Annotated in this window: 27 protein-coding genes and 1 tRNA gene; 22 read left to right on the forward strand and 6 right to left on the reverse strand. The window is 50.1% G+C overall.

Annotation, left to right across the window (positions count from 1 at the left end; all coding sequences use genetic code 11):
- Positions 1-7 precede the first annotated feature (7 nt).
- Positions 8-580, reverse strand: coding sequence for a 1,6-anhydro-N-acetylmuramyl-L-alanine amidase AmpD (ampD, locus tag DBY86_RS01045; protein WP_107818576.1), 573 nt, complete (start codon positions 578-580; stop codon positions 8-10).
- Between the two features lie 83 nt (positions 581-663).
- Here ampD and mltG point away from each other — a divergent pair, with 83 nt between their 5' ends.
- The 13 genes from mltG (at position 664) to accD (ending at position 11,137) form a co-directional block, all read left to right on the forward strand.
- The gene (mltG, locus tag DBY86_RS01050) at positions 664-1,659 is read left to right on the forward strand and encodes an endolytic transglycosylase MltG (RefSeq protein WP_107818577.1); all 996 of its coding nucleotides are present in this window, start codon (positions 664-666) and stop codon (positions 1,657-1,659) included.
- A 60-nt stretch (positions 1,660-1,719) separates the two neighbouring features.
- Positions 1,720-2,340, forward strand: coding sequence for a dTMP kinase (gene tmk, locus DBY86_RS01055; RefSeq protein WP_107818578.1), 621 nt, complete (start codon positions 1,720-1,722; stop codon positions 2,338-2,340).
- Between the two features lie 221 nt (positions 2,341-2,561).
- Positions 2,562-3,890, forward strand: a complete 1,329-nt coding sequence (locus tag DBY86_RS01060; protein ID WP_107818579.1) for a malic enzyme-like NAD(P)-binding protein — start codon at positions 2,562-2,564, stop codon at positions 3,888-3,890.
- 16 nt (positions 3,891-3,906) lie between these two features.
- Positions 3,907-4,251 (forward strand): hypothetical protein, encoded by a 345-nt coding sequence (locus tag DBY86_RS01065; RefSeq protein ID WP_199901028.1) that lies wholly within the window; start codon positions 3,907-3,909, stop codon positions 4,249-4,251.
- A 38-nt stretch (positions 4,252-4,289) separates the two neighbouring features.
- Positions 4,290-5,324, forward strand: a complete 1,035-nt coding sequence (lpxK, locus tag DBY86_RS01070) for a tetraacyldisaccharide 4'-kinase (protein ID WP_107818580.1) — start codon at positions 4,290-4,292, stop codon at positions 5,322-5,324.
- Positions 5,325-5,518: 194 nt separating this feature from the next.
- Positions 5,519-6,100, forward strand: coding sequence for a DUF2059 domain-containing protein (locus DBY86_RS01075; RefSeq protein ID WP_107818581.1), 582 nt, complete (start codon positions 5,519-5,521; stop codon positions 6,098-6,100).
- 221 nt (positions 6,101-6,321) lie between these two features.
- Entirely contained in the window at positions 6,322-6,504 is a 183-nt protein-coding gene (locus DBY86_RS01080; protein ID WP_002238882.1) for a Trm112 family protein, read from the forward strand.
- Entirely contained in the window at positions 6,501-7,262 is a 762-nt protein-coding gene (gene kdsB, locus DBY86_RS01085; protein ID WP_107818582.1) for a 3-deoxy-manno-octulosonate cytidylyltransferase, read from the forward strand. The genes DBY86_RS01080 and kdsB overlap by 4 nt, the downstream gene beginning before the upstream one ends.
- Before the next feature lie 22 nt (positions 7,263-7,284).
- Positions 7,285-7,800 (forward strand): 3-deoxy-manno-octulosonate cytidylyltransferase, encoded by a 516-nt coding sequence (locus DBY86_RS01090; RefSeq protein WP_107818583.1) that lies wholly within the window; start codon positions 7,285-7,287, stop codon positions 7,798-7,800.
- 156 nt (positions 7,801-7,956) lie between these two features.
- A tRNA-Ser gene (locus DBY86_RS01095) sits at positions 7,957-8,049 on the forward strand.
- 494 nt (positions 8,050-8,543) lie between these two features.
- Complete coding sequence (locus DBY86_RS01100; RefSeq protein WP_107818584.1) at positions 8,544-9,047, forward strand: c-type cytochrome; 504 nt, start codon at positions 8,544-8,546, stop codon at positions 9,045-9,047.
- A gap of 395 nt (positions 9,048-9,442) precedes the next feature.
- Positions 9,443-10,228, forward strand: a complete 786-nt coding sequence (gene trpA / locus DBY86_RS01105) for a tryptophan synthase subunit alpha (RefSeq protein ID WP_107818585.1) — start codon at positions 9,443-9,445, stop codon at positions 10,226-10,228.
- 36 nt (positions 10,229-10,264) lie between these two features.
- Positions 10,265-11,137, forward strand: a complete 873-nt coding sequence (gene accD / locus DBY86_RS01110; protein ID WP_107818586.1) for an acetyl-CoA carboxylase, carboxyltransferase subunit beta — start codon at positions 10,265-10,267, stop codon at positions 11,135-11,137.
- A 59-nt stretch (positions 11,138-11,196) separates the two neighbouring features.
- Here accD and DBY86_RS01115 read toward each other — a convergent pair whose 3' ends face one another.
- Entirely contained in the window at positions 11,197-11,808 is a 612-nt protein-coding gene (locus tag DBY86_RS01115) for a CNP1-like family protein (RefSeq protein ID WP_107818587.1), read from the reverse strand.
- 107 nt (positions 11,809-11,915) lie between these two features.
- Here DBY86_RS01115 and DBY86_RS01120 point away from each other — a divergent pair, with 107 nt between their 5' ends.
- The 5 genes from DBY86_RS01120 (at position 11,916) to DBY86_RS01140 (ending at position 15,590) form a co-directional block, all read left to right on the forward strand.
- Positions 11,916-12,140: a sulfurtransferase TusA family protein gene (locus tag DBY86_RS01120; RefSeq protein ID WP_107818588.1), complete on the forward strand. Its 225-nt coding sequence runs from the start codon at positions 11,916-11,918 to the stop codon at positions 12,138-12,140.
- A 12-nt stretch (positions 12,141-12,152) separates the two neighbouring features.
- The gene (locus tag DBY86_RS01125; RefSeq protein ID WP_465119538.1) at positions 12,153-12,746 is read left to right on the forward strand and encodes an NMCC_0638 family (lipo)protein; all 594 of its coding nucleotides are present in this window, start codon (positions 12,153-12,155) and stop codon (positions 12,744-12,746) included.
- 61 nt (positions 12,747-12,807) lie between these two features.
- Entirely contained in the window at positions 12,808-13,842 is a 1,035-nt protein-coding gene (gene pyrC, locus DBY86_RS01130; RefSeq protein ID WP_107818590.1) for a dihydroorotase, read from the forward strand.
- 190 nt (positions 13,843-14,032) lie between these two features.
- Entirely contained in the window at positions 14,033-14,236 is a 204-nt protein-coding gene (locus tag DBY86_RS01135) for a hypothetical protein (protein ID WP_002237653.1), read from the forward strand.
- 1 nt (position 14,237) lies between these two features.
- Positions 14,238-15,590 (forward strand): DNA cytosine methyltransferase, encoded by a 1,353-nt coding sequence (locus tag DBY86_RS01140; RefSeq protein ID WP_107818591.1) that lies wholly within the window; start codon positions 14,238-14,240, stop codon positions 15,588-15,590.
- Positions 15,591-15,634: 44 nt separating this feature from the next.
- On the opposite strand, the gene DBY86_RS01145 is transcribed toward DBY86_RS01140, so the two are convergent.
- From DBY86_RS01145 to DBY86_RS01160, 4 genes are all read right to left on the reverse strand, one after another.
- Complete coding sequence (locus tag DBY86_RS01145; protein WP_234403346.1) at positions 15,635-16,624, reverse strand: restriction endonuclease; 990 nt, start codon at positions 16,622-16,624, stop codon at positions 15,635-15,637.
- A gap of 33 nt (positions 16,625-16,657) precedes the next feature.
- Positions 16,658-17,083, reverse strand: coding sequence for a transcription antitermination factor NusB (gene nusB / locus DBY86_RS01150; protein ID WP_107818592.1), 426 nt, complete (start codon positions 17,081-17,083; stop codon positions 16,658-16,660).
- A 77-nt stretch (positions 17,084-17,160) separates the two neighbouring features.
- Positions 17,161-17,637, reverse strand: a complete 477-nt coding sequence (ribH, locus tag DBY86_RS01155; protein ID WP_003714718.1) for a 6,7-dimethyl-8-ribityllumazine synthase — start codon at positions 17,635-17,637, stop codon at positions 17,161-17,163.
- A gap of 46 nt (positions 17,638-17,683) precedes the next feature.
- Positions 17,684-18,007, reverse strand: a complete 324-nt coding sequence (locus DBY86_RS01160; protein WP_002251188.1) for a DUF2185 domain-containing protein — start codon at positions 18,005-18,007, stop codon at positions 17,684-17,686.
- Positions 18,008-18,173: 166 nt separating this feature from the next.
- On the opposite strand from DBY86_RS01160, the gene rnc reads away from it, so the two are divergent.
- From rnc to DBY86_RS01185, 4 genes are all read left to right on the forward strand, one after another.
- Positions 18,174-18,893, forward strand: coding sequence for a ribonuclease III (gene rnc, locus DBY86_RS01170; RefSeq protein ID WP_107818593.1), 720 nt, complete (start codon positions 18,174-18,176; stop codon positions 18,891-18,893).
- 46 nt (positions 18,894-18,939) lie between these two features.
- Entirely contained in the window at positions 18,940-19,863 is a 924-nt protein-coding gene (gene era, locus DBY86_RS01175) for a GTPase Era (protein ID WP_107818850.1), read from the forward strand.
- A gap of 193 nt (positions 19,864-20,056) precedes the next feature.
- Positions 20,057-22,267: a transferrin-binding protein-like solute binding protein gene (locus tag DBY86_RS01180; RefSeq protein WP_107818594.1), complete on the forward strand. Its 2,211-nt coding sequence runs from the start codon at positions 20,057-20,059 to the stop codon at positions 22,265-22,267.
- Positions 22,264-25,086 carry a lactoferrin/transferrin family TonB-dependent receptor gene (locus tag DBY86_RS01185; protein ID WP_107818595.1) on the forward strand — a complete coding sequence of 941 codons (2,823 nt, stop codon included), beginning with the start codon at positions 22,264-22,266 and terminating at the stop codon, positions 25,084-25,086. The genes DBY86_RS01180 and DBY86_RS01185 overlap by 4 nt, the downstream gene beginning before the upstream one ends.
- Positions 25,087-25,254 lie beyond the last annotated feature (168 nt).

A 25,254-nucleotide genomic window follows, 5' to 3' on the forward strand; every position in this document is an offset into this window, starting at 1 on the left:
GTGGTTTTCAGACGGCATTTCTGTCCACGGGAAACCCTTTCTCACGTATCCGCCGCCAGTCGAAAAAATGGCCGGGGTCGGTTTTGCGGCCGGGTGCGATGTCTTGGTGTCCCGTTACCGCCGTGATGGGGTAGCGGCGGCAGATTGCGTCCAACAAGGCTTCGAGCGAACGGTATTGCGCTTCGGCAAACGGTTCGAAATCGCAGCCTTCCAATTCGATGCCGATGGAAAACGCGTTGCATTTTTCCCGTCCACGAAACGAGGATACGCCCGCGTGGTACGCCATGTCGCTGCATGATACGAACTGCACCGTTTCGCCGCCGCGTTTGATTAAGAAATGGCTGGATACGCGCAAAGTGTGTATCAGGCTGAAGAACGGATGCCCGTCGGGGTCGAGCCGGTTGGCAAACAGCTTTTCCACCGCATCCGTGCCGTATTCGAACGGCGGCAGCGAAATGTTGTGCAGCACGATTAAGGAAACCGTTTCCCCCGTTTCCCTCGGGCTGAAATTGGGCGACGGGGTATGGCGTATGCTTTGAAGCCAGCCGTTTTGCCAGTGTGCTTCGGCGTGATTGTCCATGATGTTCTTCCTGTCCGGCGGGCAATTTGGGTTATACTGTCGCCCGAATTTTAAGACGTATTCCGAATGCTGGGAATCCTACCATGTTGAAAAAATTGTTGAAATGGTCTGCCGTTTTTTTAATCGCGGCGGCAGCCGTTTTCGCCGCGCTGCTTTTTGTCCCTAAAGACAACGGCAGGGCATACCGAATCAAGATTGCCAAAAACCAGGGTATTTCGTCAGTCGGCAGGAAACTTGCCGAAGACCGCATCGTGTTCAGCAGGCACGTATTGACGGCGGCGGCCTACGTTTTGGGTGTGCACAACAGGCTGCACACGGGGACGTACAGGCTGTCGTCCGAAGTGTCTGCTTGGGATATTTTGCAGAAAATGCGCGGCGGCAGACCGGATTTGGTTACCGTACAGATTATCGAAGGTTCGCGTTTTTCGCATATGAGGAAAGTCATCGACGCAACGTCCGATATCGGACACGACACCAAAGGCTGGAGCAATGAAAAACTGATGGCGGAAGTTGCGCCCGATGCCTTCAGCGGCAATCCTGAAGGGCAGTTTTTTCCCGACAGCTACGAAATCGATGCGGGCGGCAGCGATTTGCAGATTTATCAAACCGCCTACAAGGCGATGCAACGCCGTCTGAACGAGGCATGGGCAGGCAGGCAGGACGGGCTGCCTTATAAAAACCCTTATGAAATGCTGATTATGGCGAGCCTGATCGAAAAGGAAACAGGGCATGAAGCCGACCGCGACCATGTCGCTTCCGTCTTCGTCAACCGCCTGAAAATCGGTATGCGCCTGCAAACCGACCCGTCCGTGATTTACGGCATGGGTGCGGCATACAAGGGCAAAATCCGTAAAGCCGACCTGCGCCGCGACACGCCGTACAACACCTATACGCGCGGCGGTCTGCCGCCGACCCCGATTGCGCTGCCCGGCAAGGCGGCACTCGATGCCGCCGCCCATCCGTCCGGCGAAAAATACCTTTATTTTGTTTCCAAAATGGACGGCACGGGCTTGAGCCAGTTCAGCCATGATTTGACCGAACACAACGCCGCCGTCCGCAAATATATTTTGAAAAAATAAACCATGCCGTCTGAACGCTGAATTTGTTTCAGACGGCATACCCTTACCGGAACTGCAAGCATGAAACCGCAATTCATCACTTTGGACGGCATAGACGGTGCCGGAAAATCCACCAACCTTGCCGTCATCAAAGCATGGTTTGAACGGAGGGGGCTGCCCGTGCTGTTCACGCGCGAACCGGGCGGCACGGTGCTGGGTGAGGCGTTGCGTGAAATACTGCTCAATCCGGCGACCAAGGCCGGTTTGCGTGCGGAAACACTGATGATGTTCGCCGCCAGAATGCAGCATATTGAAGACGTGATATTGCCCGCGCTTTCAGACGGCATCCATGTCGTGTCCGACCGTTTTACCGATGCGACCTTCGCCTATCAGGGCGGCGGGCGGGGGATGCCGTCTGAAGACATTGAAATTTTGGAACATTGGGTGCAGGGCGGTTTGCGCCCCGATTTGACCCTGCTGTTGGATGTGCCGCTGGAAGTGTCGATGGCGCGTATCGGGCAGACGCGCGAGAAAGACCGTTTCGAGCAGGAGCAGGCGGATTTCTTTATGCGTGTGCGCAGCGTTTATCTCGACCGAGCCGCCGCCTGTCCCGAACGGTACGCCATTATCGACAGTAACCGCAGCTTGGATGAAGTCAGAAACAGCATAGAAAAAGTGTTGGACAGACATTTCGGCTGTTGATGCGGCAAATATTGAAACAAGCGCATCCACCCGCGCCGAAAATCAAACGGCAGTGCCGCAGGTAAAAATGGCGGTATGCGCCAAACTTTCGGCATGATAGAATTACGCTCGGTTACAAGGCAGGATGCGCCGGCAATATTAACGAACCGCCCGTAACCCGATGTCTCGAAAGTGTTTCGGACAGTCCGATTCAAATCTTTTTCTCGCAACAGGATTGACACATGGAAAACTCATTGAAAGAAGCCGCCCTCAAGTTCCACGAATTACCCGTTCCGGGCAAAATTTCCGTTACCCCGACCAAATCTCTGGCGACCGACAAAGATTTGGCGTTGGCGTACTCTCCGGGCGTAGCCGCCCCCTGTATGGAAATCCATGCCGATCCGCAAAATGCCTACAAATACACCGCCAAAGGCAACTTGGTCGCCGTCATTTCCAACGGTACGGCCGTTTTGGGCTTGGGCGATATCGGCGCGCTGGCGGGCAAACCCGTGATGGAAGGCAAAGGCGTATTGTTCAAAAAATTCGCCGGCGTGGATGTGTTCGACATCGAAATCGATGAAAAAGACCCGCAAAAACTGGTGGACATCATCGCCGCTTTAGAGCCGACTTTCGGCGGCATCAACCTCGAAGACATCAAAGCACCCGAGTGTTTCTACATCGAACGCGAATTGCGCAAACGCTGCAAAATCCCCGTGTTCCACGACGACCAGCACGGCACGGCCATCATTACCGCCGCCGCCGTATTGAACGCCCTGCGTTTTACCGGCCGCAAAATCGAAGAAGCGACCTTGGTATGTTCCGGTGCGGGCGCGGCAGCGATTGCCTGTCTGAACCAACTGCTGGATTTGGGCTTGAAACGCGAAAACGTAACCGTTTGCGACTCCAAAGGCGTGATTTACCAAACCCGCGAAAACGTAACCGTTTGCGACTCCAAAGGCGTGATTTACCAAACCCGCGAAGACAAAGACCGCATGGACGAATCCAAAAAATTCTACGCCATTGAAGACAACGGCCAGCGCGTACTTGCCGATGCCGTCAAAGACAAAGACATCTTCTTGGGTCTGTCCGGCGCGAACCTGTTGACTCCCGAAATGTTGAACACGATGAACGAAAAACCCATCGTGTTCGCTATGGCCAACCCGAATCCGGAAATCCTGCCGCCGCTGGCAAAAGAAACCCGTCCGGACGTGGTTATCGGCACCGGCCGCTCCGACTTCCCGAATCAAGTGAACAACGTATTGTGCTTCCCGTTCATCTTCCGGGGCGCGTTGGATGTCGGCGCGACCACCATCAACGAAGAAATGAAACGCGCCTGCGTGTATGCTTTGGCAGATTTGGCGATGGAAGAAGTAACCGAAGAAGTGGTTGCCGCTTACGGTAAGAAATTTGAATTCGGCGCGGAATACCTGATTCCGACCCCGTTCGATTCCCGCCTGCTGCCTCGCGTCGCTGCGGCTGCCGCCAAAGCAGCGATGGCAAGCGGCGTGGCAACCCGTCCGATTGCCGACTTGGAAGCCTACGCCGCCAAGCTGGGCGAATGGAAGCTGTAATACGCTGAGTGTAAAAATGCCGTCTGAACTGTTTTCAGGCGGTATTTTGTTGTCCGACGATTTGAAACCTGTCCCAAAAAGGAAAAATATGGAATCCGTCCGTTACAACATCAACAACACGCCTGAAATCCAAAACGACAACGCCCCCGTCATGACGACAGGACAATGGATGTTGACGATGATTGTTTTCATGATTCCTTTGGTCAACATCATTATGCTTTTTGTTTGGGCGTTCGGCAGAGGCAACCCCAACCGTGCCAATTTCTGTAAAGCGCTGTTGCTTATTTACCTGATTGGTTCGCTTATCGGTTTGATTTTCATATTGCTTATAGGTGGGTCTGCATCGGGTACGCATTATTAATGCACCGGCTGATTCTGCTTCGAAGATTTGTATCGAATATGCCGAATTGTTTCAAATTTCATACCCTTATCGAACGGCATTGGCAAAAACCTTATCCGGTTTTGTCTTTTCTGCTTAAGCCGCTCTCCGGGCTGTTTGCCAAAATTGCGGCAAAACGGCGGACGGATTTTTTATCGGGAAAACGGCAAAGCGAAAAGCTGTCCGTGCCTGTGGTCGTGGTCGGCAATATTCACGCGGGTGGGACGGGGAAAACGCCGATTGTTGCCGCGCTGGTGTCGGGTTTGCAGGAAAAGGGCGTCAAGGTCGGCATCATCAGCCGAGGCTACGGGCGCAAGGGTAAGGCGGTTCATGTATTGAATGCCGAGAGCCGTGCGGAAGATGCGGGCGATGAGCCTTTGTTGCTGTTCCGCAAAACCGGTGCGCCGACGGCGGTGGGCAGCAGCCGTGCAGAGGCAGGCAGGGCATTGCTGGCGGCGCATCCCGACATCGGGCTGATTGTGGCGGACGACGGTTTGCAGCATTACGCCCTGCGGCGGGATGTGGAAATCGCGGTGTTTCCGGCGGCGGATACGGGGCGTACGGATTTGGACTTGCTGCCCAACGGCAATTTGCGCGAACCTTTGTCGCGGCTGGACTCGGTGGATGCGGTCGTCGTCAGCGGCGGCAAGGCGGATGCGCCGTTTGCGCCGTCTGAAAATATGTTTCACAGCCGTATCGAAACGGGGCAAATTTACCGTTTGAACCGGCCGTCCGAAAAATTGGATTGGGCAGGTTTGGGAAATCAAACCGTTGCGGCAGTCGCCGGTATCGCCAAGCCGGCGCGGTTTTTCGATTCGTTGCGGAATATGGGCATTATCTTGAAGCAAACCGTCGCGCTGCCCGACCACGCTGATATTTCGGCGGCAGATTTGCCCGATGCGGACGCGGTAATTATTACGGAGAAAGATGCGGTCAAGTTTTCAGACGGCATTTGCGCCGATAATGTTTGGGTGCTGCCGGTTTGTGCGATAATCGAACCTGATTTGGCGGCGTTTGTGTTTGAGCGGCTGGAAGGAGTGCTAAAGGCCGTCTGAAAGCACGGTTTGGGCGAAATTATTAAAAACGCCTCACGCCGTCATTCCCGCGCAGGCGGGAATCTAAGTCTCGAATTTTCAGGAATGACTAGGAGGCTTCAGAAATCCCAAATCCCTGGATTTCCACCTGAGCAGGAATGACGGAAGCCGGTTGTATTTTTTATCTGTATTAATCATTCGCCAAAGGAGCGGATATGAAGCTGAAAACCTTGTTATTGCCCTTCGCCGCGCTGGCATTGTGCGCCGGCGCATTTGCCGCCCCGCCCAGCGACGCGTCGTTGGAGCGTTGGCTGGATACGCAGAATTTTGACCGGGATATAGAAAAAAATATGATTGAGGGCTTTAATGCCGGATTTAAACCGTATGCGGACAAAGCCCTTGCCGAAATGCCGGAAGAGAAAAAAGATCAGGCGGCAAAAGCCTTTAACCACTATCGTGAGAATGTTTTGAAAGATTTGATCACGCCCGAAGTGAAACAGGCTGTCCGCAATACTTTATTGAAGAATGCCCGTGAGATATACACGCAAGAAGAAATTGACGGCATGATTGCCTTTTACGGTTCGCCTGTCGGTCAGTCCGTCGTTGCCAAAAATCCGCGCTTAATCAAGAAATCGATGAGTGAAATAGCAGTATCTTGGACTGCATTGTCAGGGAAAATCGCGCGACATCATCTGCCCGAGTTTACGGAAGAGTTGCGGCGCATCATCTGCGGCGGTAAAAATCCCGATGCAGGCTGCAAGCAGGCCGGACAGCTTGGGAAAAGGCATCAGAAATAAATGATAGCCGTCTGAAATGTTGCAGAGGGCATCCGATTGATTAAACTATTATAGTGGATTAACAAAAACCAGTACGGCGTTGCCTCGTCTTAGCTCAAAGAGAACGATTCTCTAAGGTGCTGAAGCACCAAGTGAATCGGTTCCGTACTATTTGTACTGTCTGCGGCTTCGTCGCCTTGTCCTGATTTTTGTTAATCCACTATAAACTCGAAAGAGACCCTATGGAAAAAAAATTCTTAGACATCCTCGTCTGTCCCGTTACCAAAGGCAGGCTGGAATATCATCAGGACAAACAGGAATTGTGGAGCCGTCAGGCGAAGCTGGCGTATCCAATTAAAGACGGCATTCCCTATATGCTGGAAAACGAAGCGCGTCCGTTGAGCGAAGAGGAACTCAAAGCATGACCGAATTCGTCGTATTGATTCCGGCGCGGCTGGATTCATCGCGCCTACCCGGAAAAGCCTTGGCGGACATCCATGGCAAACCGATGGTCGTGCGCGTTGCCGAACAGGCGGCAAAAAGCAAAGCCGCGCGCGTCGTCGTTGCCACCGATCATCCCGACATTCAGACGGCCTGTCAGGCGCACGGTATCGAAGTCGTCATGACTTCAAACCGGCACGAAAGCGGCACGACGCGCCTTGCCGAAGCCGCCGCCGCGCTGAAGCTGCCGCAACATCTGGTCGTTGTCAACGTACAGGGCGACGAGCCGCTGATTGCCCCCGAACTCATCGACCGCACCGCCGAAGTTTTAGTGGAAAACAACGTCCAAATGGCGACCGCCGCGCACGAATTGCACGATTTCGACGAATTGATGAATCCCAACGCCGTCAAAGTCGTCCTCGACAAAAACCGCAACGCCATCTACTTCAGCCGCGCCCCGATTCCCTATCCGCGCGATGCAATGCGTGCCGGAAAACGCGAAATGCCGTCTGAAACCGCCGTCCTGCGCCATATCGGCATTTACGCCTACCGTGCCGGCTTCCTGCAACGCTATGCCGAAATGAGCGTCTCGCCGCTGGAAACCGTCGAATCGCTGGAACAACTGCGCGTCCTGTGGCACGGCTACCCGATTGCCGTCGAAACCGCCAAAGAAGCCCCCGCTGCCGGTGTGGACACGCAGGAAGATTTGGACAGGGTCCGCGCCGTATTTCAGACCGTATAAAACAGGTTCAAAGGGAAAAGATATGCAGCAACATATTGAAAAGTGGCAACACTTGAGCCGGGAAGAACAGAAAATCCTTGCCGAAGTATGGGGTCTCGTGCAAAACGACGATCAGGAGGTTCACTATGAAATGCTCAAATTGAATGCACCTGATGAAGCCAGCGGTGAGTTTTGGTTCAGAATGGCAGAAACACTCAGCACCCTGCCGCCCAACCGTTCCCTCGACCTCAGAATGAACGGCGGCAGGCTGGCGACCGCCGTATCCATCCTATCGGTGATGATTGAGGACAATCACGACATACCGCAGCTTTGGGCGCAAAAAATTACCGCCCTCAACTATTTGGCACACGGACACAAAGCCCGTGCCGACGGTTTGGCACAACAGCCCGATAAAGCGGCAGAAGCCAACGAGGAGGAATACCTGACCAAAGCCCTGTCGCAAAACCTGCTGTCAACATTGGATGCCGCACTTGCACGTTTTCCTGAAGACGCGTGGTTTCAGGAAGCTAAGCAAGATGCCCAAAAGCATTTTGCTTGAGGACGTGGCGGTCAGGAATATTTCCATTCAGGAAGAAAAGAAGTGCCTGATTGGGTATAATCAGGGTAAATCTTATTTTATTTCAAAAGATTAATATTTGTTTTCTGTTTCTCCTTGACGGTATCGGAAAAGTTGATTATAGTTACGGCTTCCTTAGGAGTAATGGCTGAGAGGCTGAAGGCACTTCCCTGCTAAGGAAGCATGTGGGGTCAACCTGCATCGAGGGTTCGAATCCCTCTTACTCCGCCACAGAATACAAACGCCCCGAAACGGGGCGTTATTTTTTTGCGTAAAAACTGAACATACATTAAGAATCATTGAATTATATTCATTTTATTTTGTGTAATTTACGCCATAAATATAAGCCTATAAAAACTTTTATCAATAAGTCATTATGATAATGTGTGGTAATTTTGAATGGCAACTTACCATAATGATTAAAGTTATTATTCCTAATACGGCGGATTGGGTTAAAAATGCAAAGTTGAAAGACGGGCTTGATAAATTTCAGATGGGATAACTTTGTTTAAAGTATTTAGATATATGGATTGTAATTATAAAACAATGAGATATATTTTGTGAAAGTGTTTGATTATGGTTATCAGCCATATTTTTTGCACCAAATATGACTTATGCTAAAAACTCTAATTATAAAGAACTAGATTATTGGAGTCATATGTTAGAATTCCCCAACCGTTTGGATAAAGCGGTAATCTAAAGATAAAACTCTAGAAAGACACAATATGAACAAACTACTGATTACTTTAATGATGGCGGCAGGTTTGGCAGCTTGTTCGCAAGAAAGCAAACAAGAGGCGCAAGAGGCGGCTCCAGCCGTTGCTTCTGAAGTTCAGGCCGAGGCATCTTCGGTTCAGACGGCCGCACAGGAGGCTGCTCCGTCTGCAGAAGCGGCTTCAGCCGAAGCCAAACCTGAGGAGAAGGTGGAGGCACCTGCGGCGGAAGCTAAACCGGAAGCAAAAGCAGAAGCTTCCGTTGCTGTCGATGGTCAGAAAGTATTTGAAGCCAGCTGTAAAATGTGTCATGGCGGCACCATTCCCGGGGCACCTGCAGTGGGTAAAAAAGACGATTGGGCACCACGTATCGCAAAAGGCAAGGAAACCTTACACAAACATGCAATCGAAGGTTTTAATGCGATGCCTGCCAAGGGCGGCAATGCCGGTTTGAGTGATGATGAAGTGAAGACCGCAGTCGATTACATGGCCAATCAGTCCGGTGCAACATTCTGAATTGTTTATAATATTCACGATAGTGTAATCAAGCCTGTCCGGATATTTGATGAAACCGGATTCCATGCAATATATGGAATCCGGTTTTTTTATTCCAAACTGAGTTATTTAAGGGTGCGGCAGTCTATATGCCGGTTACCCATTCAAGACTTTTTACGGCGGGTCAATCAGCTCAATACCTGTCCCCTTTTGTTGATTGTCTTGATGGTTTGTTTGGTATCGGTTCATAAAAACCGTCAGTTGGAAAACGGCCCGTTTCCGGTGAAAAGGTTACGGCGATATGTTGCACAATCGAAGTGCCATGCCTATTCGCCTATCTGCGCGTCAGGTGTTATACTTAAAAAGATTTATCGATTGTTTGCCGGAGCCTCGCCGGTATTGGGAGTGTAAGAGAAATGAGTAGAATCCAACAGACTTTTGCCGCATTGGGTAATAAGAAGGCATTGATTCCCTATATTACGGTGGGCGATCCTGATATTCGGACAACTTTGGCAATAATGCACAGTATGGTTGCAAATGGTGCGGATATTTTAGAGTTGGGTGTGCCTTTTTCCGACCCGATGGCAGACGGGCCGACTATTCAGCGTGCGGCGGAGCGGGCGTTGGCAAACGGGGTTTCGCTGCGCGATGTCTTGGATGTCGTTGGAAAGTTTCGTGAAACCGACACGCAAACGCCGGTTGTTTTGATGGGATATTTGAACCCCGTGCATAAAATGGGTTATCGGGAATTTGCCCGAGAAGCGGCAGAAGCGGGTGTGGACGGCGTATTGACGGTGGATTCTCCCATTGAAACCATCGATTCTTTATATCGCGAGCTGAAAGGCAACGGGGTCGACTGTATTTTCCTGATTGCGCCGACGACGACGGAAGACCGTATTAAAACCATTGCCGAGCTGGCAGGCGGATTTGTCTATTATGTTTCGCTAAAGGGCGTAACGGGCGCGGCAAGTTTGGATACGGATGAGGTTTCGCGTAAAATAGAGTATTTGCGTCAGTATATAGATATTCCCATCGGTGTCGGTTTCGGCATCGGCAATGCCGAAAGCGCGCGCAAAATCGGTCGGGTTGCCGATGCGGTCATTGTCGGCAGCCGGATTGTGAAAGAGATTGAAAACAATGCGGGCAACGAGGCTGCGGCCGTCGGTGCTTTGGTCAAAGAGTTGAAGGATGCCGTGCGCTGATTCTGTCGTGCATTCTAAATGTTTTAGGAGTTGTCCATGAGCTGGTTAGATAAGATCCTGCCACCCAAAATCAAGAATCGTGGTAAAGACGGTTCTTCCAATGTTCCCGAGGGTTTGTGGCACAAATGCCCGTCTTGTTCGGCAACCATCTATTCGACCGAGTTGCAGCAGAACAATCAGGTCTGCCCGAAATGCAACCACCACAACCCGTTATCGGCGCGCCAGCGTTTGAGCCTGCTTTTGGATGAGGAAGGCAGGGAGGAAGTTGCGGGTAATGTCAAACCGACCGATCCTTTGAAATTTAAAGACAGTAAAAAATATCCCGACCGTTTGGGGGCGGCACGCAAGCTGACCGGGGAAGATGACGCGCTGGTGGTGATGAAGGGGATGATGAACGGCCTGCCCGTCGTCGTTGCCGCGTTTGAATTCCGATTTATCGGCGGTTCGATGGGTTCGGTTGTGGGCGAGCGTTTCGTACAGGGTGTCCGCCGTGCGGTTGCCGACAATTGTCCGTTCGTCTGTGTGGCGGCTTCCGGCGGTGCGCGTATGCAGGAGGGTGTGAACTCATTGATGCAGATGACGAAAACCAGTGCCGCGCTGCACTTGTTGACGGAAAAACGCCTGCCGTTTATATCAGTATTGACCGATCCGACTATGGGCGGCGTATCTGCCAGTTTTGCATTTTTGGGCGATGTCGTGCTTGCCGAACCGAACGCGCTGATCGGTTTTGCCGGCCCGCGCGTGATTGAGCAGACGGTGCGCGAAACGCTGCCGGAAGGCTTCCAGCGTGCCGAGTTCCTGCTGGAAAAAGGCGCAATCGACCAGATTGTCGACCGCCGCGATATGAAGCGGCGCATCAGTGATTTGATTACGCTGTTGTGCCGTCAGGACAAAGTTTCCGCCGCCTGATGGCTGATGAATCGAATGCCGTCTGAAACCGATGTTTCAGACGGCATTTTTGTGTCTGGTTATTTGTCGTGCGGCTTCATTGATGGGGTATAGCGTCCGGCACGTTCTTTCAGGCGTTGTACCAAACCTTGCGTGTCGGCGGGTACGCCGCCTTCGCAGAATGCCTGATATAGGATGGCGCGCAGTGCGTCGTTGCGGCTTAATGCACCGCCTATCGGTTTCCATTCGGCGTTTCGGGGCTGTATCCAGCGGCGGTTGACCGTGTCCCCGTAGCCGAACATTTTGTAGGAGGAAAGTTTGCCGTTACCGAACCCGATGGAGGAGCGGGCGCAGAATATGCCTTCGGCAGTCAGGTTGTCGTAGCCTTTGTCGGAACGGATATTGAGAATGTAGCGGATGCTGCCGTCGGGCGCGGGCATGATTTGCAGGCTGTCGAGCAGGATTTTCGGCTGTTTGCCGTAATTTTCATCCACATAAATGTCAAACCAGCTGTCCGAGTGCGCATCGGGCAGCGGCGGCAGTTCGGCGGTATGTTCTTTAAATTCGCGGGCGGCGGCTTCTTCGGGCGTTTCGCGGTAGCGGGTGTTGATCGGCGTGTCTTTTTGGCTGAAGCCGGCAGCAAGGGATGTGCCGGCGGCGAGTGCGAGCAGCAGGAGGGCGGTACGGCGCATAAGTTTCTCCAAATTGAAAACGGCATTATTTTATGGGTTGGCAAAGGGGGCTGCAAGCAACTGGGGTATAATCTCCCCCCGATTCCCATTTTTAAACGGTATAAACGATGAACAGCGAAACTTTAGACGTAACCGGATTGAAATGTCCCCTGCCGATTTTGCGGGCAAAAAAGGCTTTGGCGCAAATGCGGCAGGGCGACGTGTTGACCGTTCTGGCAACCGACGGTGGCGCGCCGGGGGACTTTGAGGCTTTTTGCCGCCAAACCGGTCATGTGCTGTTGGATTCTTCCGAACAGGACGGCGTGTTCACACTGGTCGTCAAGCACAAATAAATGCCGTCTGAAATACGGATGTCCCGATTGATGTTATTGCTGCCGGCATTTGTGCTTGCTGCGTGTCATGCCCAAAACCGGCAATCCGGTGTACGGCATCAGGATTTCGCACGCGTAGCCGTCGATTTGTTTCGGAATGCCTGCGTCCTGACTCAAGGCAGTTTCGAACCGGTTTCCAAGTTTACCACTGTCGGACATTTTGTCCCTGTCGGAAAGGAAGACCTGTCCCGTCTGCCGCCCGCTGTTGCGGAACCCGATGTACAGGCGTTGTGGACGCTTGAACGCGATGGCGGCATTTATTATTTGAGCCTGACGCGCGACAGTTGCAGTGTGAAAGCCGAGCGGGCAGACAGTGCCGCACTTTTGGAACATTTTGACGGACTTGTCCGACATCCGCCGCAAAATAAAAATTTGGAATTAAGGGCAGAACAGTCGGTGCAGGCACCGTTTGAAATCCGCCAAGTCAGCTATGCCTGGCGGGAAACTGGCAGTCCTGAAGAAACCGTATTGACCGCACAAACCGCCGATTCCCCGTATTTACCCGTACAGGCAGTATTGAACCTGACGCATCGTTCCCACAACGGGAAACCCCTAATTCTCCCCTGACTTCAGACGGCATAAAGTCGGCATGCCGTCTGGAAACCAAAAATCTAAAAAGGAACAACCTATGCAAACCCTGACTATTATCCGCCCCGACGATATGCACCTGCACCTGCGCGACGGCGACGCGCTTAAAGCCGTTGCCCCTTATACCGCCCGCCAAATGGGGCGCGCCGTCATTATGCCCAACCTCAAGCCGCCCGTCGTCAGTGTAGCCGACGCGCTTGCCTACAAAGCGCGCATTATGGCGGCGTTGCCCGAAGGCAGCGCGTTTGAGCCGTTGATGACGCTTTACCTGACCGACCAAGCCACGCCCGAGCTGGTGCGCGAAGCCAAAGCCGCCGGCATCGTCGCCTTCAAACTCTACCCCGCAGGCGCGACGACCAATTCCGATTCCGGCGTAACCGACCTGTTCAAGCTCATTCCTGTTTTGGAAGAAATGGCAAAACAGGACATCCTGTTCCTCGTTCACGGCGAAGTAACCGACCCCGAAATCGATATTTTCGACCGCGAAGCCGCCTTTATCGGGCGCGTGATGAAACCCGTTTTAGCGCAAGTGCCGAATCTTAAAGTCGTGTTCGAACACATCACTACCGCCGAGGCCGCCCGCCTTGTTTTGGAAGCCGGCGACAACGTTGCTGCCACCGTTACCCCGCAACACCTCCTGCTCAACCGCAACGACCTCTTGGTCGGCGGCGTGCGCCCCCATCATTTCTGCCTGCCGGTACTCAAACGCGAAACCCACCGTCAGGCATTGGTCGCCGCCGTTACCGGCGATAAGGCGCACAAATTCTTCCTCGGCACAGATTCCGCGCCGCATGCCAAATCCGCCAAAGAAAACGCCTGCGGCTGCGCCGGTATGTTCAGCGCGATGACCGCCGTCGAGCTTTACGCCGAAGTGTTTGAAAAAGCAGGCGCGTTGGACAAACTCGAAGCCTTCGCCTCGAAAAACGGCGCAAGGTTCTACGGCATTCCCGAAAACGCCGACACGATTACCCTCGTCAAACAAAGCCAAACCGTCCCCGCAAGCGTTCCCTACGGCGACGGCGAACTCGTCCCGATGCGCGCGGGCGGCGAAATCGGCTGGACGGTACAGTATTGATGGGGTTGGAAACAAAATGCCGTCTGAAAGGTTTTTCAGACGGCATTTGTATTTAAAGTAAATCATTATTTATTTAATATAGAATTTTATGTTTACTTCAGTTTGCTGTTGATAGATTTTGGTATTTACATTAAAATACAATAAAAATGCAATCTTAAAGGATTGCATTTGAAATCTATATGGAGTATATATGGTTAAAAAAGTTCAAGTTTCTTTCTCGGATAAACAAGCCGAATTATTAGAACATTTTAAAGGTGAGCTAGGCGAGTCCGATGCAGATATTGTAAGAAATATTGTCATTGCTTGGCTTGCAGAAAAAAGTTTTATTACCACGATTGCTAAACATAGATTAGCAGAAACACACAGTACCTCAAATTCAAATGTAGAGAAATAAGATGAAAGATATTCGAACGGTTGGCAGTGTCTGCTCAGGTATTGAAGCAGCATCTATTGCTTGGCAAAATTTAGGGTTTGAGTTTAAGTGGTTTTCAGAAATTTTGAAATTTCCATCAGATATTTTACGAAATAAATATCCTCATATTGATAATTTAGGAGACATGAATTATATCCCTGAATTATTAAAACATAATAGTATATCCTCTCCCGATTTAATCTGCGGAGGAACACCATGTCAAGCATTCTCATTGGCAGGCTGGAAAAATGGATTAGACGATGAACGCGGAAATCTTACTTTGAAATTTATCGACATTATTAATGAAAATGACAATCTCCGATTAAAAGGAGGAAAAAATCGTACAGTTGTATTTTGGGAAAATGTTGAAGGAGTTTTAACTGATAAAACAAATGCTTTTGGATGTTTTATCTCTACATTAGCAGGACTTGATAAGGTTATAGAAAATAAAAAATGGGGTACTGCTGGTTTATTGAGAGGTAAAACAAGAAATGTTGCGTGGCGTGTTTTAGATGCTAAATATTTTGGATTACCTCAACAACGTAGAAGATTATATGTTGTCGCTGGTGGAAAAGATACCAATCCTGAAAATATTTTATTGGAGTTACATGATCATAAAAATAATAATATTGATGGGGTTTCCTTTCCTAAGAGTGAATTAATTTTTTATAAAGACAATGTAAAATTTGAAATATTTAGAGAATTTACAGATTGTTTGTATTCTGCTTACGGAACAAAATGGAATGGAAATGCTGCAGCTTACAATGGTTCTCTTTTTATTGCACAAGATGATAAATTACGTAGATTATCTCCTTTGGAATGTGAAAGATTAATGGGATTTCCCGATAACTACACCTTAATTGATGGCGCCAAAAAGACAAATAGATATCAAGCGATAGGCAATTCTTGGGCTATTCCTGTTATAAAATGGATTGGTAAGCGTATTAAGAAGCCAGAATGCTATGATTTAAATAATCACATAAATTCAATGTTATTGAAACAAGAAAATTCTGATTTTGAATATTATGACTTTAGCAATGGGATTATTCATTTGTCTGACTCATTCGCCATAAACTGTTCCGAAATTCCTGAAGAGGTGAATTTCGGGCATATGTATCATATCGTCTCAAAAGAAGCATCTGATGATATTTTTATTTCACCAACAGGTTGTTATGGAATTATTCGCAGAAAAAATGAAAGAAATATTAAAATAAACCCAAGGCTAGAAAAAATTTTACTAGATATTTCCTCTCAAGAAACATTAGCGGAAATTGAGAAAAAATCACTAGTACAAAAACGCGGTAAATACAGTGAGAATAGACAGTTTAATTTATAAACATGAAAACAGTACGGAAATAAAATATTTCCGTACTATAAAATTTATTTTAATCTTTTAACTAATTCGTTACGCCAAGCTTCAATGTCGTACCAAGCACAACCAATACAGCCTTGTTCTGCATTTTTACCTTTAGTTGGAATACTTTTATCCCAATCTGCAGTTCCTTTATACCAGAATGGAATACCAAAAATAACTCCTCTTTTTCCTGTTTGAAAACAAGTACGGCATACTTCACGTTTTTGTTGATTACGTTGATTGCTTAATAATTGAAATTTCTGTTTAATTTCATCATCAGTCATATCATCTGGATTTTGTGACTTCGTATTATCATCCCAACGAATCTCAGAAAATTTATGATCAGGTAACACATGAGTATTAAATTTATTTTCGTAAACATCAATATTATTCAATACAGCTAATATTCGTTTACGTAGTTCTTTACTCCATGTCTCATATCCGTTTCCTAATAAATTTCCACGTTTAATTGGTACAAGCAATAAATGTGTCGTATTTTCTTTGCAATTATTACAAAACTGATTTGTGTTTGTAGAAAGTGTATAACCCATTTCTTTTAAGTCTTGTATCCTACGTGCCCAATTTGGATTAGAAGGTAAAGTGCATTTTACACATTTCCATCCACCTGTTTTTAAGCATTCAAAAAATGGTTTAGTCACTTTTGCTTTACTGTCTTCCCAAAACTCATTTTGATCATTTAACCAAGTCTCATGATTCACTGGATTCATATTCTCATAAACAAGATTTAAATAAGCATTAACATCTGATTGATTAGTTTTATTGTATGGAATAGATACTCCTGTTCTCCGATATTCAAGAGGTATCCAACCTTTCCATATAATTTCTTGATATTTAAATTCAACGACAATGTATTCTTCTGATGCTTTTGAATGTTTTATACGATTATACCCGTTAGGAAGAGTAATATTTGGATTTAAGTTAGTAGTGTTCATTTTTATCCTTAGTTGAATGAATATTGTAATTAAATGCCGTCTGAAAGGTTTTTCAGACGGCATTTATGTATTTTCCGATTCGGATTTTCCAGAGTGTCAACGGCGTTTGGGCTCGTCGGGGCGGATTTGGGCGGCGAGTTTGTCGAGGATGCCGTTGACGAATTTGTGCCCGTCCGTACCGCCGAAGGTTTTGGTGACTTCGATGGCTTCGTTGATGATGACGGGGTAGGGCGTTTCGGGCATGGCGGACAGCTCGTGGCAGGCGGTCAGCAGGACGGCGCGTTCGATGGGATTGAGGTCTTTTTCGTCGCGGTCGAGCAGGGGGCGGATTTGTCGGATGTAGTCCGCTGCGTTGGTTTGCGTGCCGAAGAAAAGTTTGTTGAACAATTCTTCGTCCGCTTTGGCAAAGTCGGGCATTTCGCGGATGTTTTTAGCAATCTCGGGCGCGGCGGTGCGGTTGATAAGGGATTGGTAAACGGCTTGTACGGCAAGCTCGCGGGAACGGCGGCGGGCTGTTTTCATGATTTTTCCTTGAAACGGTTGGGCGGCACGGTATGCCGTCTGAAACGGAAAGGGCGTATCGGTGTACGCCCTGTTTGTTATTCTTCGTCTTCAAACTGTTCTTCGAGCAGAAGGTTGACGAGGTTGGCGCATTCTACGGCGACTTTGGCGGCATCCGAGGCTTTTTCTTCAATCCGTTCGATTGCCTGCGCGTCGTTTTCGGTGGTTAAGACGGCATTGGCAATCGGGATGTTGTAGTCGAGTGCGACGCGGCCGATCCCTGCTCCGGATTCGTTGGAAACCAGCTCGAAATGGTAGGTTTCGCCACGGATGACGACGCCGATGGCAATCAGTGCGTCAAATTTTTCGGAAGAGGCAAAGTTCATCAGCGCGATGGGGATTTCAAGCGCGCCGGGTACGGTGGCGACGGTAATGTTTTCGTCTGCCACGCCCAATTCTTGGAGGGTGCGGCAGCAGACTTTGAGCATTTCGCTGCCGATTTCGTTGGTGAAACGTGCCTGTACGATGCCGATGCGGAGGTGTTTGCCGTCAAGGTTGGGGGCGATGGTGTTCATTGGGTGTCCTTTGGTATTCGGAGGTTTCGGAATGCCGTCTGAAGGGTCAGTCCTTAGGTTGCCAGTCGGCAACGGTTTGGAATGTGCCGTCTTCTGCCAATTCCCACGCGCTGCCTTCGGGTTGGGAAAGCAGTGCGGCGGTTTCAGGGTTGGTTTTGGCGATGTCGGCGAGGCTGACGATGCTGAAGTTGTCGGGGTCGTCGGTGTATTCGTCGGTCTCGTCGCCGCTGAAGAAACGCCAGCCGCTGTCGTTTTCAAAAACGGGGGCTTCGCGGTAGAGGAAGCCGACGGGCCGGTTTTGTTTGGCGACGGTGTTGGTGGCGATGCAGCGGTCGAGTGCCGAGGAAAGTGCTTGTGCAAATGCGTTCATTGCGGGAATACGTTGGGGGAAAACTTACGGATTTTACCACGATTCTTGCGTTGTCGGCAGACGGCGGCGGTTTGGTGGTACAATGTGCGCCGTTTGCAGCCTTAAGGTGTTTCTGTATTTTTGGAGTATGGAAACGCATTCGGGCTGTTTTTTGCGGAAGACGGTAATGAAAGACGATGTTTTGAAACAGCAGGCACACGCGGCGATACAGAAGAGACTGGGCTACGCGTTCCGTGATATTTCGCTTTTGCGGCAGGCTTTGACGCACAGGAGCCATCATGCGAAGCACAACGAGCGGTTTGAGTTTGTCGGCGATTCGATTTTGAATTATACGGTGGCGCGGATGCTGTTTGACGCGTTTCCGAAGTTGACCGAGGGCGAGTTGTCGCGGTTGAGGGCAAGTCTGGTCAATGAGGGCGTGCTGGCGGAAATGGCGGCGGAAATGAATGTCGGCGACGGCCTGTACTTGGGGGCGGGCGAGTTGAAGAGCGGCGGCTTCAGACGGCCTTCGATACTGGCGGACGCGATGGAGGCGATGTTTGCGGCGGTCAGCTTCGATGCCGATTTCAACACGGCGGAAAAGGTGGTGCGCCATTTGTTTGCAGAACGCGTCCGGCGTGCCGATTTCCAAAATCAGGCAAAAGACGGCAAAACTGCTTTGCAGGAGGCGTTGCAGGCGCGCCGCTTTGCTTTGCCGAAATACCGCATCGAAGAGCAAATCGGCCATGCCAACGACAGTATGTTTGTGGTTTCCTGCGATTTGGGCGAACTGGGTTTCGTGTGCCGTGCCAAAGGGACGAGCCGCAAGGCGGCGGAACAGGAAGCGGCGAAAGAGGCTTTGAAATGGCTGGAAGAGAAACTGCCGCTGAAGAAGAAAAAGAAATGAGGCGGTGTGTGAATATGCCGTCTGAAATATGGATATGAAAGCGAATATGGATATTGAAACCTTCCTTGCAGGGGAACGTGCCGTCGACGGATACCGTTGCGGCTTCGTGGCGATTGTCGGCCGTCCGAACGTGGGCAAATCAACGCTGATGAATCATCTAATCGGTCAGAAAATCAGTATTACCAGCAAAAAGGCGCAGACGACGCGCAACCGCGTAACGGGGATTTATACCGACGATACCGCGCAGTTCGTGTTTGTCGATACGCCGGGCTTTCAAACCGACCACCGCAACGCGCTCAACGACAGGCTGAATCAAAACGTTACCGAGGCACTCGGCGGCGTGGATGTGGTGGTTTTCGTCGTGGAGGCGATGCGCTTTACCGATGCCGACCGCGTCGTGTTGAAACAACTGCCCAAGCACACACCGGTTATTTTAGTGGTCAACAAAATCGACAAGGACAAGGCGAAAGACCGTTACGCGCTGGAGGCGTTTGTTGCCCAGGTGCGTGCCGAATTTGAATTTGCGGCGGCGGAGGCAGTCAGTGCGAAACACGGTTTGCGGATTGCCAACCTGTTGGAGCTGATTAAGCCGTATCTGCCCGAAAGCGTGCCGATGTATCCCGAAGATATGGTTACGGACAAATCGGCGCGTTTTTTGGCGATGGAAATCGTGCGTGAAAAATTGTTCCGCTATTTGGGCGAGGAATTGCCTTATGCGATGAACGTCGAAGTGGAGCAGTTTGAAGAGGAAGACGGTTTAAACCGCATCTATATCGCGGTTTTGGTCGATAAGGAAAGCCAAAAGGCGATTTTAATCGGCAAAGGCGGGGAGCGTTTGAAGAAAATTTCCACCGAAGCGCGGTTGGATATGGAAAAACTGTTTGATACCAAAGTATTTTTGAAGGTATGGGTTAAAGTCAAATCCGGTTGGGCGGACGACATCCGCTTCCTGCGGGAACTGGGTTTGTAAACCCTTAAAGGATAATTCGATTCCCCGACGGCTTCAAACTCTGTCGGGACCGACGCAAAAATGCCGTCTGAACTTGGTTTCAGACGGCATTTTGTTTTAATCGGGAATATCTTTGTTAAAAAACGGGTTGATATTATCTACACATATTAATATAATGATAATTATTATTAATTTAAATAGAGAAAAAGTAGAGATGCGTAAACTGAATTATTTCAGCATTGCCTTGCTGCCGTTGATGCTGGCAGCATGTGGCGGCAATTTCGGCGTGCAGCCTGTTGCCAAATCAACACCGACCGCGCAAACCCCGTCAGATTCCAAACCGTCCAAACCTGAGGATGTTCCTACTCCGCCCCCTGCCAAACCTTCTATAGAAACCACGCCGGTCAATCAACCCGCCGTCGGTGCGGCAATGCGGCTGCCAAGGCGGAATATCGCGACCCATAATAAGAATGGTGAGGAACTTCTTAATAATAATCAGGCAGAAGAATCATTATCGCTCAAAGAGGGAGATATCCTGTTTTTGGACGGCACGTCGGAGGAACAGGTCGGCAAATTGAAAAATGAAATTCATAAACGGAATCCTGAGGCAAGCATTACCACATCGCAAAAAGAAGAAGAAAAATATCAATATCAATTTGTCCATGCGGGCTATGTGTTTACTCGAAACGGAAAAGATGAAATCGAACAGACCTTAGATGGTAAGCGGGTTACCCACCGTTTTGGTTATGACGGTTTTGTATATTATTCCGGAGAACATCCTTCCCAATCTTTACCGAGCTCGGGAACGGTGCAATATTCCGGCAACTGGCAATATATGACCGATGCCATACGTCATCGGACAGGTAAGGCGGTTGCCAGTGTGGATTTGGGTTATACCACATATTATGGTAATGAAATTGGGGCAGCTTCTTATGAGGCTAGGGATGCCGATGGCCGGGAAAAGCATCCTGCCAAATATACGGTTGATTTCGATAAGAAAACTTTGACGGGTCAATTAATTAAAAATCAGTATGTGCAAAATAAGAATAATCCAGATGAACCCAAAAAACCGCTGACCATTTACAACATTACCGCAACATTGGACGGCAACCGCTTTACCGGCAGTGCCAAGGTCGATCCTGATTTAGCGAAAAGCCATGCCAATAAGGAGCATCTGTTTTTCCATGCTAATGCCGATCAGCGGCTTGAGGGCGGTTTTTTTGGCGATAACGGAGAAGAGCTTGCCGGACGGTTTATCAGCAACGACAACAGCGTATTCGGCGTATTCGCAGGCAAACAAAAAACAGACGCATCAGGCACAAATCCTGCTATGCCGTCTGGAAAACACACCAACATCTTGGATTCTCGAAAAATTTCCGTTGACGAGGCGACTGATAAAAATGCCCGCCCGTTTGCCATTTCCCCTATGCCCGATTTTGGTCATCCCGACAAACTTCTTGTCGAAGGGCGTGAAATTCCTTTGGTAAACCAAGAACAAACCATCCAGCTTGCCGACGGCAGGAAAATGACCGTCAGTGCTTGTTGCGATTTTCTGACCTATGTGAAATTCGGACGGATAAAAACCGACCGCCCGGCAGGTAAACCAAAGGCGGAAGATAAAAGGGAGGATGAAGAGAGTGCAGGCGTTGGTAACGACGAAGAAGGCGAAGACGAAATCGGCGATGAAGAAGGCACGGGAGATGAAGCCGTAGGAGATGAAGGCAGCGAAGAAAACGAAGCCGTAGAAGACGAAGGCAGCGAAGAAGACGAAGGTGAAGAAGCTGAAAAACCCGAAGAAGAATCGCCGGCAGAAGGCGGCGGTGGCGGTTCAGACGGCATCCCGCCCACTCAGGAAGCCCCTAAAGGCAGGGACATCGACCTTTTCCTGAAAGGTATCCGCACGGCGGAAGCCGACATTCCAAAAACCGGAACGGCGCATTATACCGGCACTTGGGAAGCGCGTATCAGCAAACCCATTCAATGGGACAATCATGCGGATAAAAAAGCGGCAAAAGCAGAATTTGACGTTGATTTCGGCGAGAAATCGATTTCCGGAACGCTGACGGAGAAAAACGGTGTAGAACCTGCTTTCCATATTGAAAACGGCGTGATTGAGGGCAACGGTTTCCACGCGACAGCGCGCACTCGGGAGAACGGCATCAATCTTTCGGGAAATGATTCGACCAACCCCAAAACCTTCCAAGCTAGTGATCTTCGTGTAGAAGGAGGATTTTACGGCCCGCAGGCGGAGGAATTGGGCGGTACTATTTTCAATAAGGATGGGAAATCTCTTGATATAACTGAAGATACTGAACATGAAGCTGAAACTGAAGCTGATGTTGGCGAACAGTTAGAACCTGAAGTTAAACCCCAATTCGGCGTGGTATTCGGTGCGAAGAAAGATAATAAAGAGGTGGAAAAATGAATAAGAAACACAGTTTTCCGCTTACCCTGACTGCCTTGGCCATTGCAACCGCCTTCCCGTCATATGCGGCAAACTCCGAAACGGCGGCGCAGACCCAATCCTTGAAAGAGGTTACCGTCCGTGCCGCCAAAGTGGGACGCAGATCGAAAGAGGCGACCGGTTTGGGCAAAATCGTCAAAACGTCGGAAACGTTGAACAAAGAACAGGTACTCGGTATCCGCGACCTGACGCGCTACGATCCGGGCGTGGCGGTTGTCGAACAGGGCAACGGCGCGAGCGGCGGCTACTCGATACGCGGCGTGGATAAAAACCGTGTGGCGGTTTCGGTTGACGGCGTTGCCCAAATACAGGCGTTTACCGTGCAAGGATCGTTGAGCGGATACGGCGGACGCGGCGGCAGCGGTGCAATCAACGAAATCGAATATGAAAACATCAGCACGGTGGAAATCGACAAAGGTGCCGGTTCGTCCGATCACGGCAGCGGCGCACTCGGCGGCGCGGTCGCCTTCCGCACCAAAGAAGCGGCAGACCTGATTTCAGACGGCAAAAGCTGGGGGATACAGGCAAAAACCGCCTACGGCAGTAAAAACCGCCAATTTATGAAGTCGCTCGGCGCGGGGTTCAGCAAAGACGGTTGGGAAGGGCTGCTAATCCGAACCGAACGCCAAGGGCGGGAAACGCGCCCGCACGGCGATATTGCAGACGGGGTGGAATACGGCATAGACCGTTTGGACGCGTTCCGCCAGACATACGATATTCAGAATCCGAATAAAAAGGCGGAATATTTCTTGGCGGAGGGCGAGCGTGAACCCAAGCCCGTGGCAAAATTAGCGGGCAACGGAAACTATTTGAAAAACCAGCTCAACCGCTGGGTGGAAGAACGCCGTTCAAAAGGTCAGGCTTTAAACAGTGAAGAAGAAGCGATGGTGCGGGAGGCGCAGGCGCGCCACGAAAACCTGTCCGCCCAATCGTACACGGGCGGCGGCAGGATATTGCCCGATCCGATGGATTACCGCAGCGGCTCTTGGCTTGCCAAGCTGGGCTACCGCTTCGGCGGCAGGCATTATGTCGGCGGCGTGTTTGAGGATACCAAACAGCGTTACGATATCCGCGATATGACGGAAAAACAGTATTACGGTACGGATGAGGCGAAAAAGTTTAGCGACAAGAGCGGGGTGTACGACGGAGACGATTTCCGCGACGGCTTGTATTTTGTGCCGAATATAGAAGAGTGGAAGGGCGATACAAATTTGGTCAAGGGCATAGGTTTGAAATATTCCCGCACCAAATTTATTGATGAACATCACCGCCGCCGCCGTATGGGTTTGCTGTACCGTTATGAAAACGAAGCGTATTCTGACAACTGGGCGGACAAGACGGTGTTGTCGTTTGACAAACAGGGCGTGGCAACCGACAACAACACGCTGAAGCTGAATTGCGCCGTGTATCCTGCTGTGGACAAATCCTGCCGCGCGTCGGCGGACAAACCGTATTCCTACGACAGCAGCGACCGTTTCCACTACCGCGAACAGCACAATGTTTTGAATGCCTCGTTTGAGAAATCGCTGAAAAACAAATGGACGAAACACCATCTGACTTTGGGCTTCGGTTACGATGCTTCCAAAGCGATCTCCCGCCCCGAACAGCTTTCCCACAATGCGGCAAGGATTTCGGAATCCACGGGATTCGATGATAACAATCAAGATAAGTATCTTTTGGGTAAGCCCGAAGTCGTCGAAGGATCGGTCTGCGGCTACATCGAAACCTTGCGTTCCCGCAAATGCGTGCCAAGAAAAATCAACGGCAGCAATATCCACATTTCTTTGAACGACCGTTTTTCAATCGGCAAATATTTCGATTTCAGCTTGGGCGGCAGGTACGACCGGCAAAACTTCACCACGTCGGAAGAACTCGTCCGCAGCGGGCGGTATGTTGACCGTTCGTGGAACAGCGGCATCGTGTTCAAACCGAACCGGCATTTTTCCGTGTCTTACCGCGCCTCCAGCGGCTTCAGAACGCCCTCCTTCCAAGAGCTTTTCGGGATAGACATTTATCACGATTATCCGAAAGGCTGGCAGCGTCCCGCCCTGAAATCGGAAAAGGCAGCCAACCGCGAAATCGGTTTGCAGTGGAAGGGCGATTTCGGCTTTTTGGAAATCAGCAGCTTCCGCAACCGCTATACCGATATGATTGCCGTTGCCGATCAAAAAATTAAATTGCCGGATTCAACAGGACGATTGACAGAGATTGATATACGCGATTATTACAATGCCCAAAATATGTCGCTCCAAGGCATTAATATATTGGGAAAAATCGACTGGAACGGCGTGTACGGCAAACTGCCCGAAGGTTTGTACACCACATTGGCGTACAACCGTATCAAACCGAAATCGGTATCCAACCGGCCGGACTTGTCCCTCCGCAGCTATGCTTTAGATGCGGTACAGCCGTCGCGTTATGTTTTGGGGTTCGGATACGACCAGCCCGAGGGGAAATGGGGCGCAAACATTATGCTGACCTATTCCAAAGGGAAAAACCCTGATGAACTTGCTTATCTGGCAGGCGATCAAAAACGATATTCGGCAGGAAGGGTTACGTCTTCTTGGAAAACGGCAGACGTTTCCGCCTATCTGAATCTGAAAAAACGGCTGACCTTGAGGGCGGCTATCTACAATATCGGCAACTACCGCTACGTTACTTGGGAATCGTTGCGCCAGACTGCGGAAAGCACGGCAAACCGACGCAGCGAAGACAGCAATTATGGAAGGTATGCTGCACCGGGCAGGAACTTCAGCCTCGCGCTTGAAATGAAGTTTTAAAGGAAATGCCGTCTGAAAGCTTGATCTGCACCCCAAAAGTCGGACTAAACTGCCAACTGATTAAGGTGCAGGTTTTTTTGATTCAATATAAACAAGATTTCCACCGTCATTCCCGCGCAGGCGGGAATCTAGACCGTTCGGTTTCGGCTTTTTGAGGTTTCGGTTAAC

Origin of the sequence: Neisseria bergeri, assembly GCA_003044455.1 — a bacterium.
GTDB classification, from domain to species: Bacteria; Pseudomonadota; Gammaproteobacteria; order Burkholderiales; family Neisseriaceae; genus Neisseria; species Neisseria bergeri.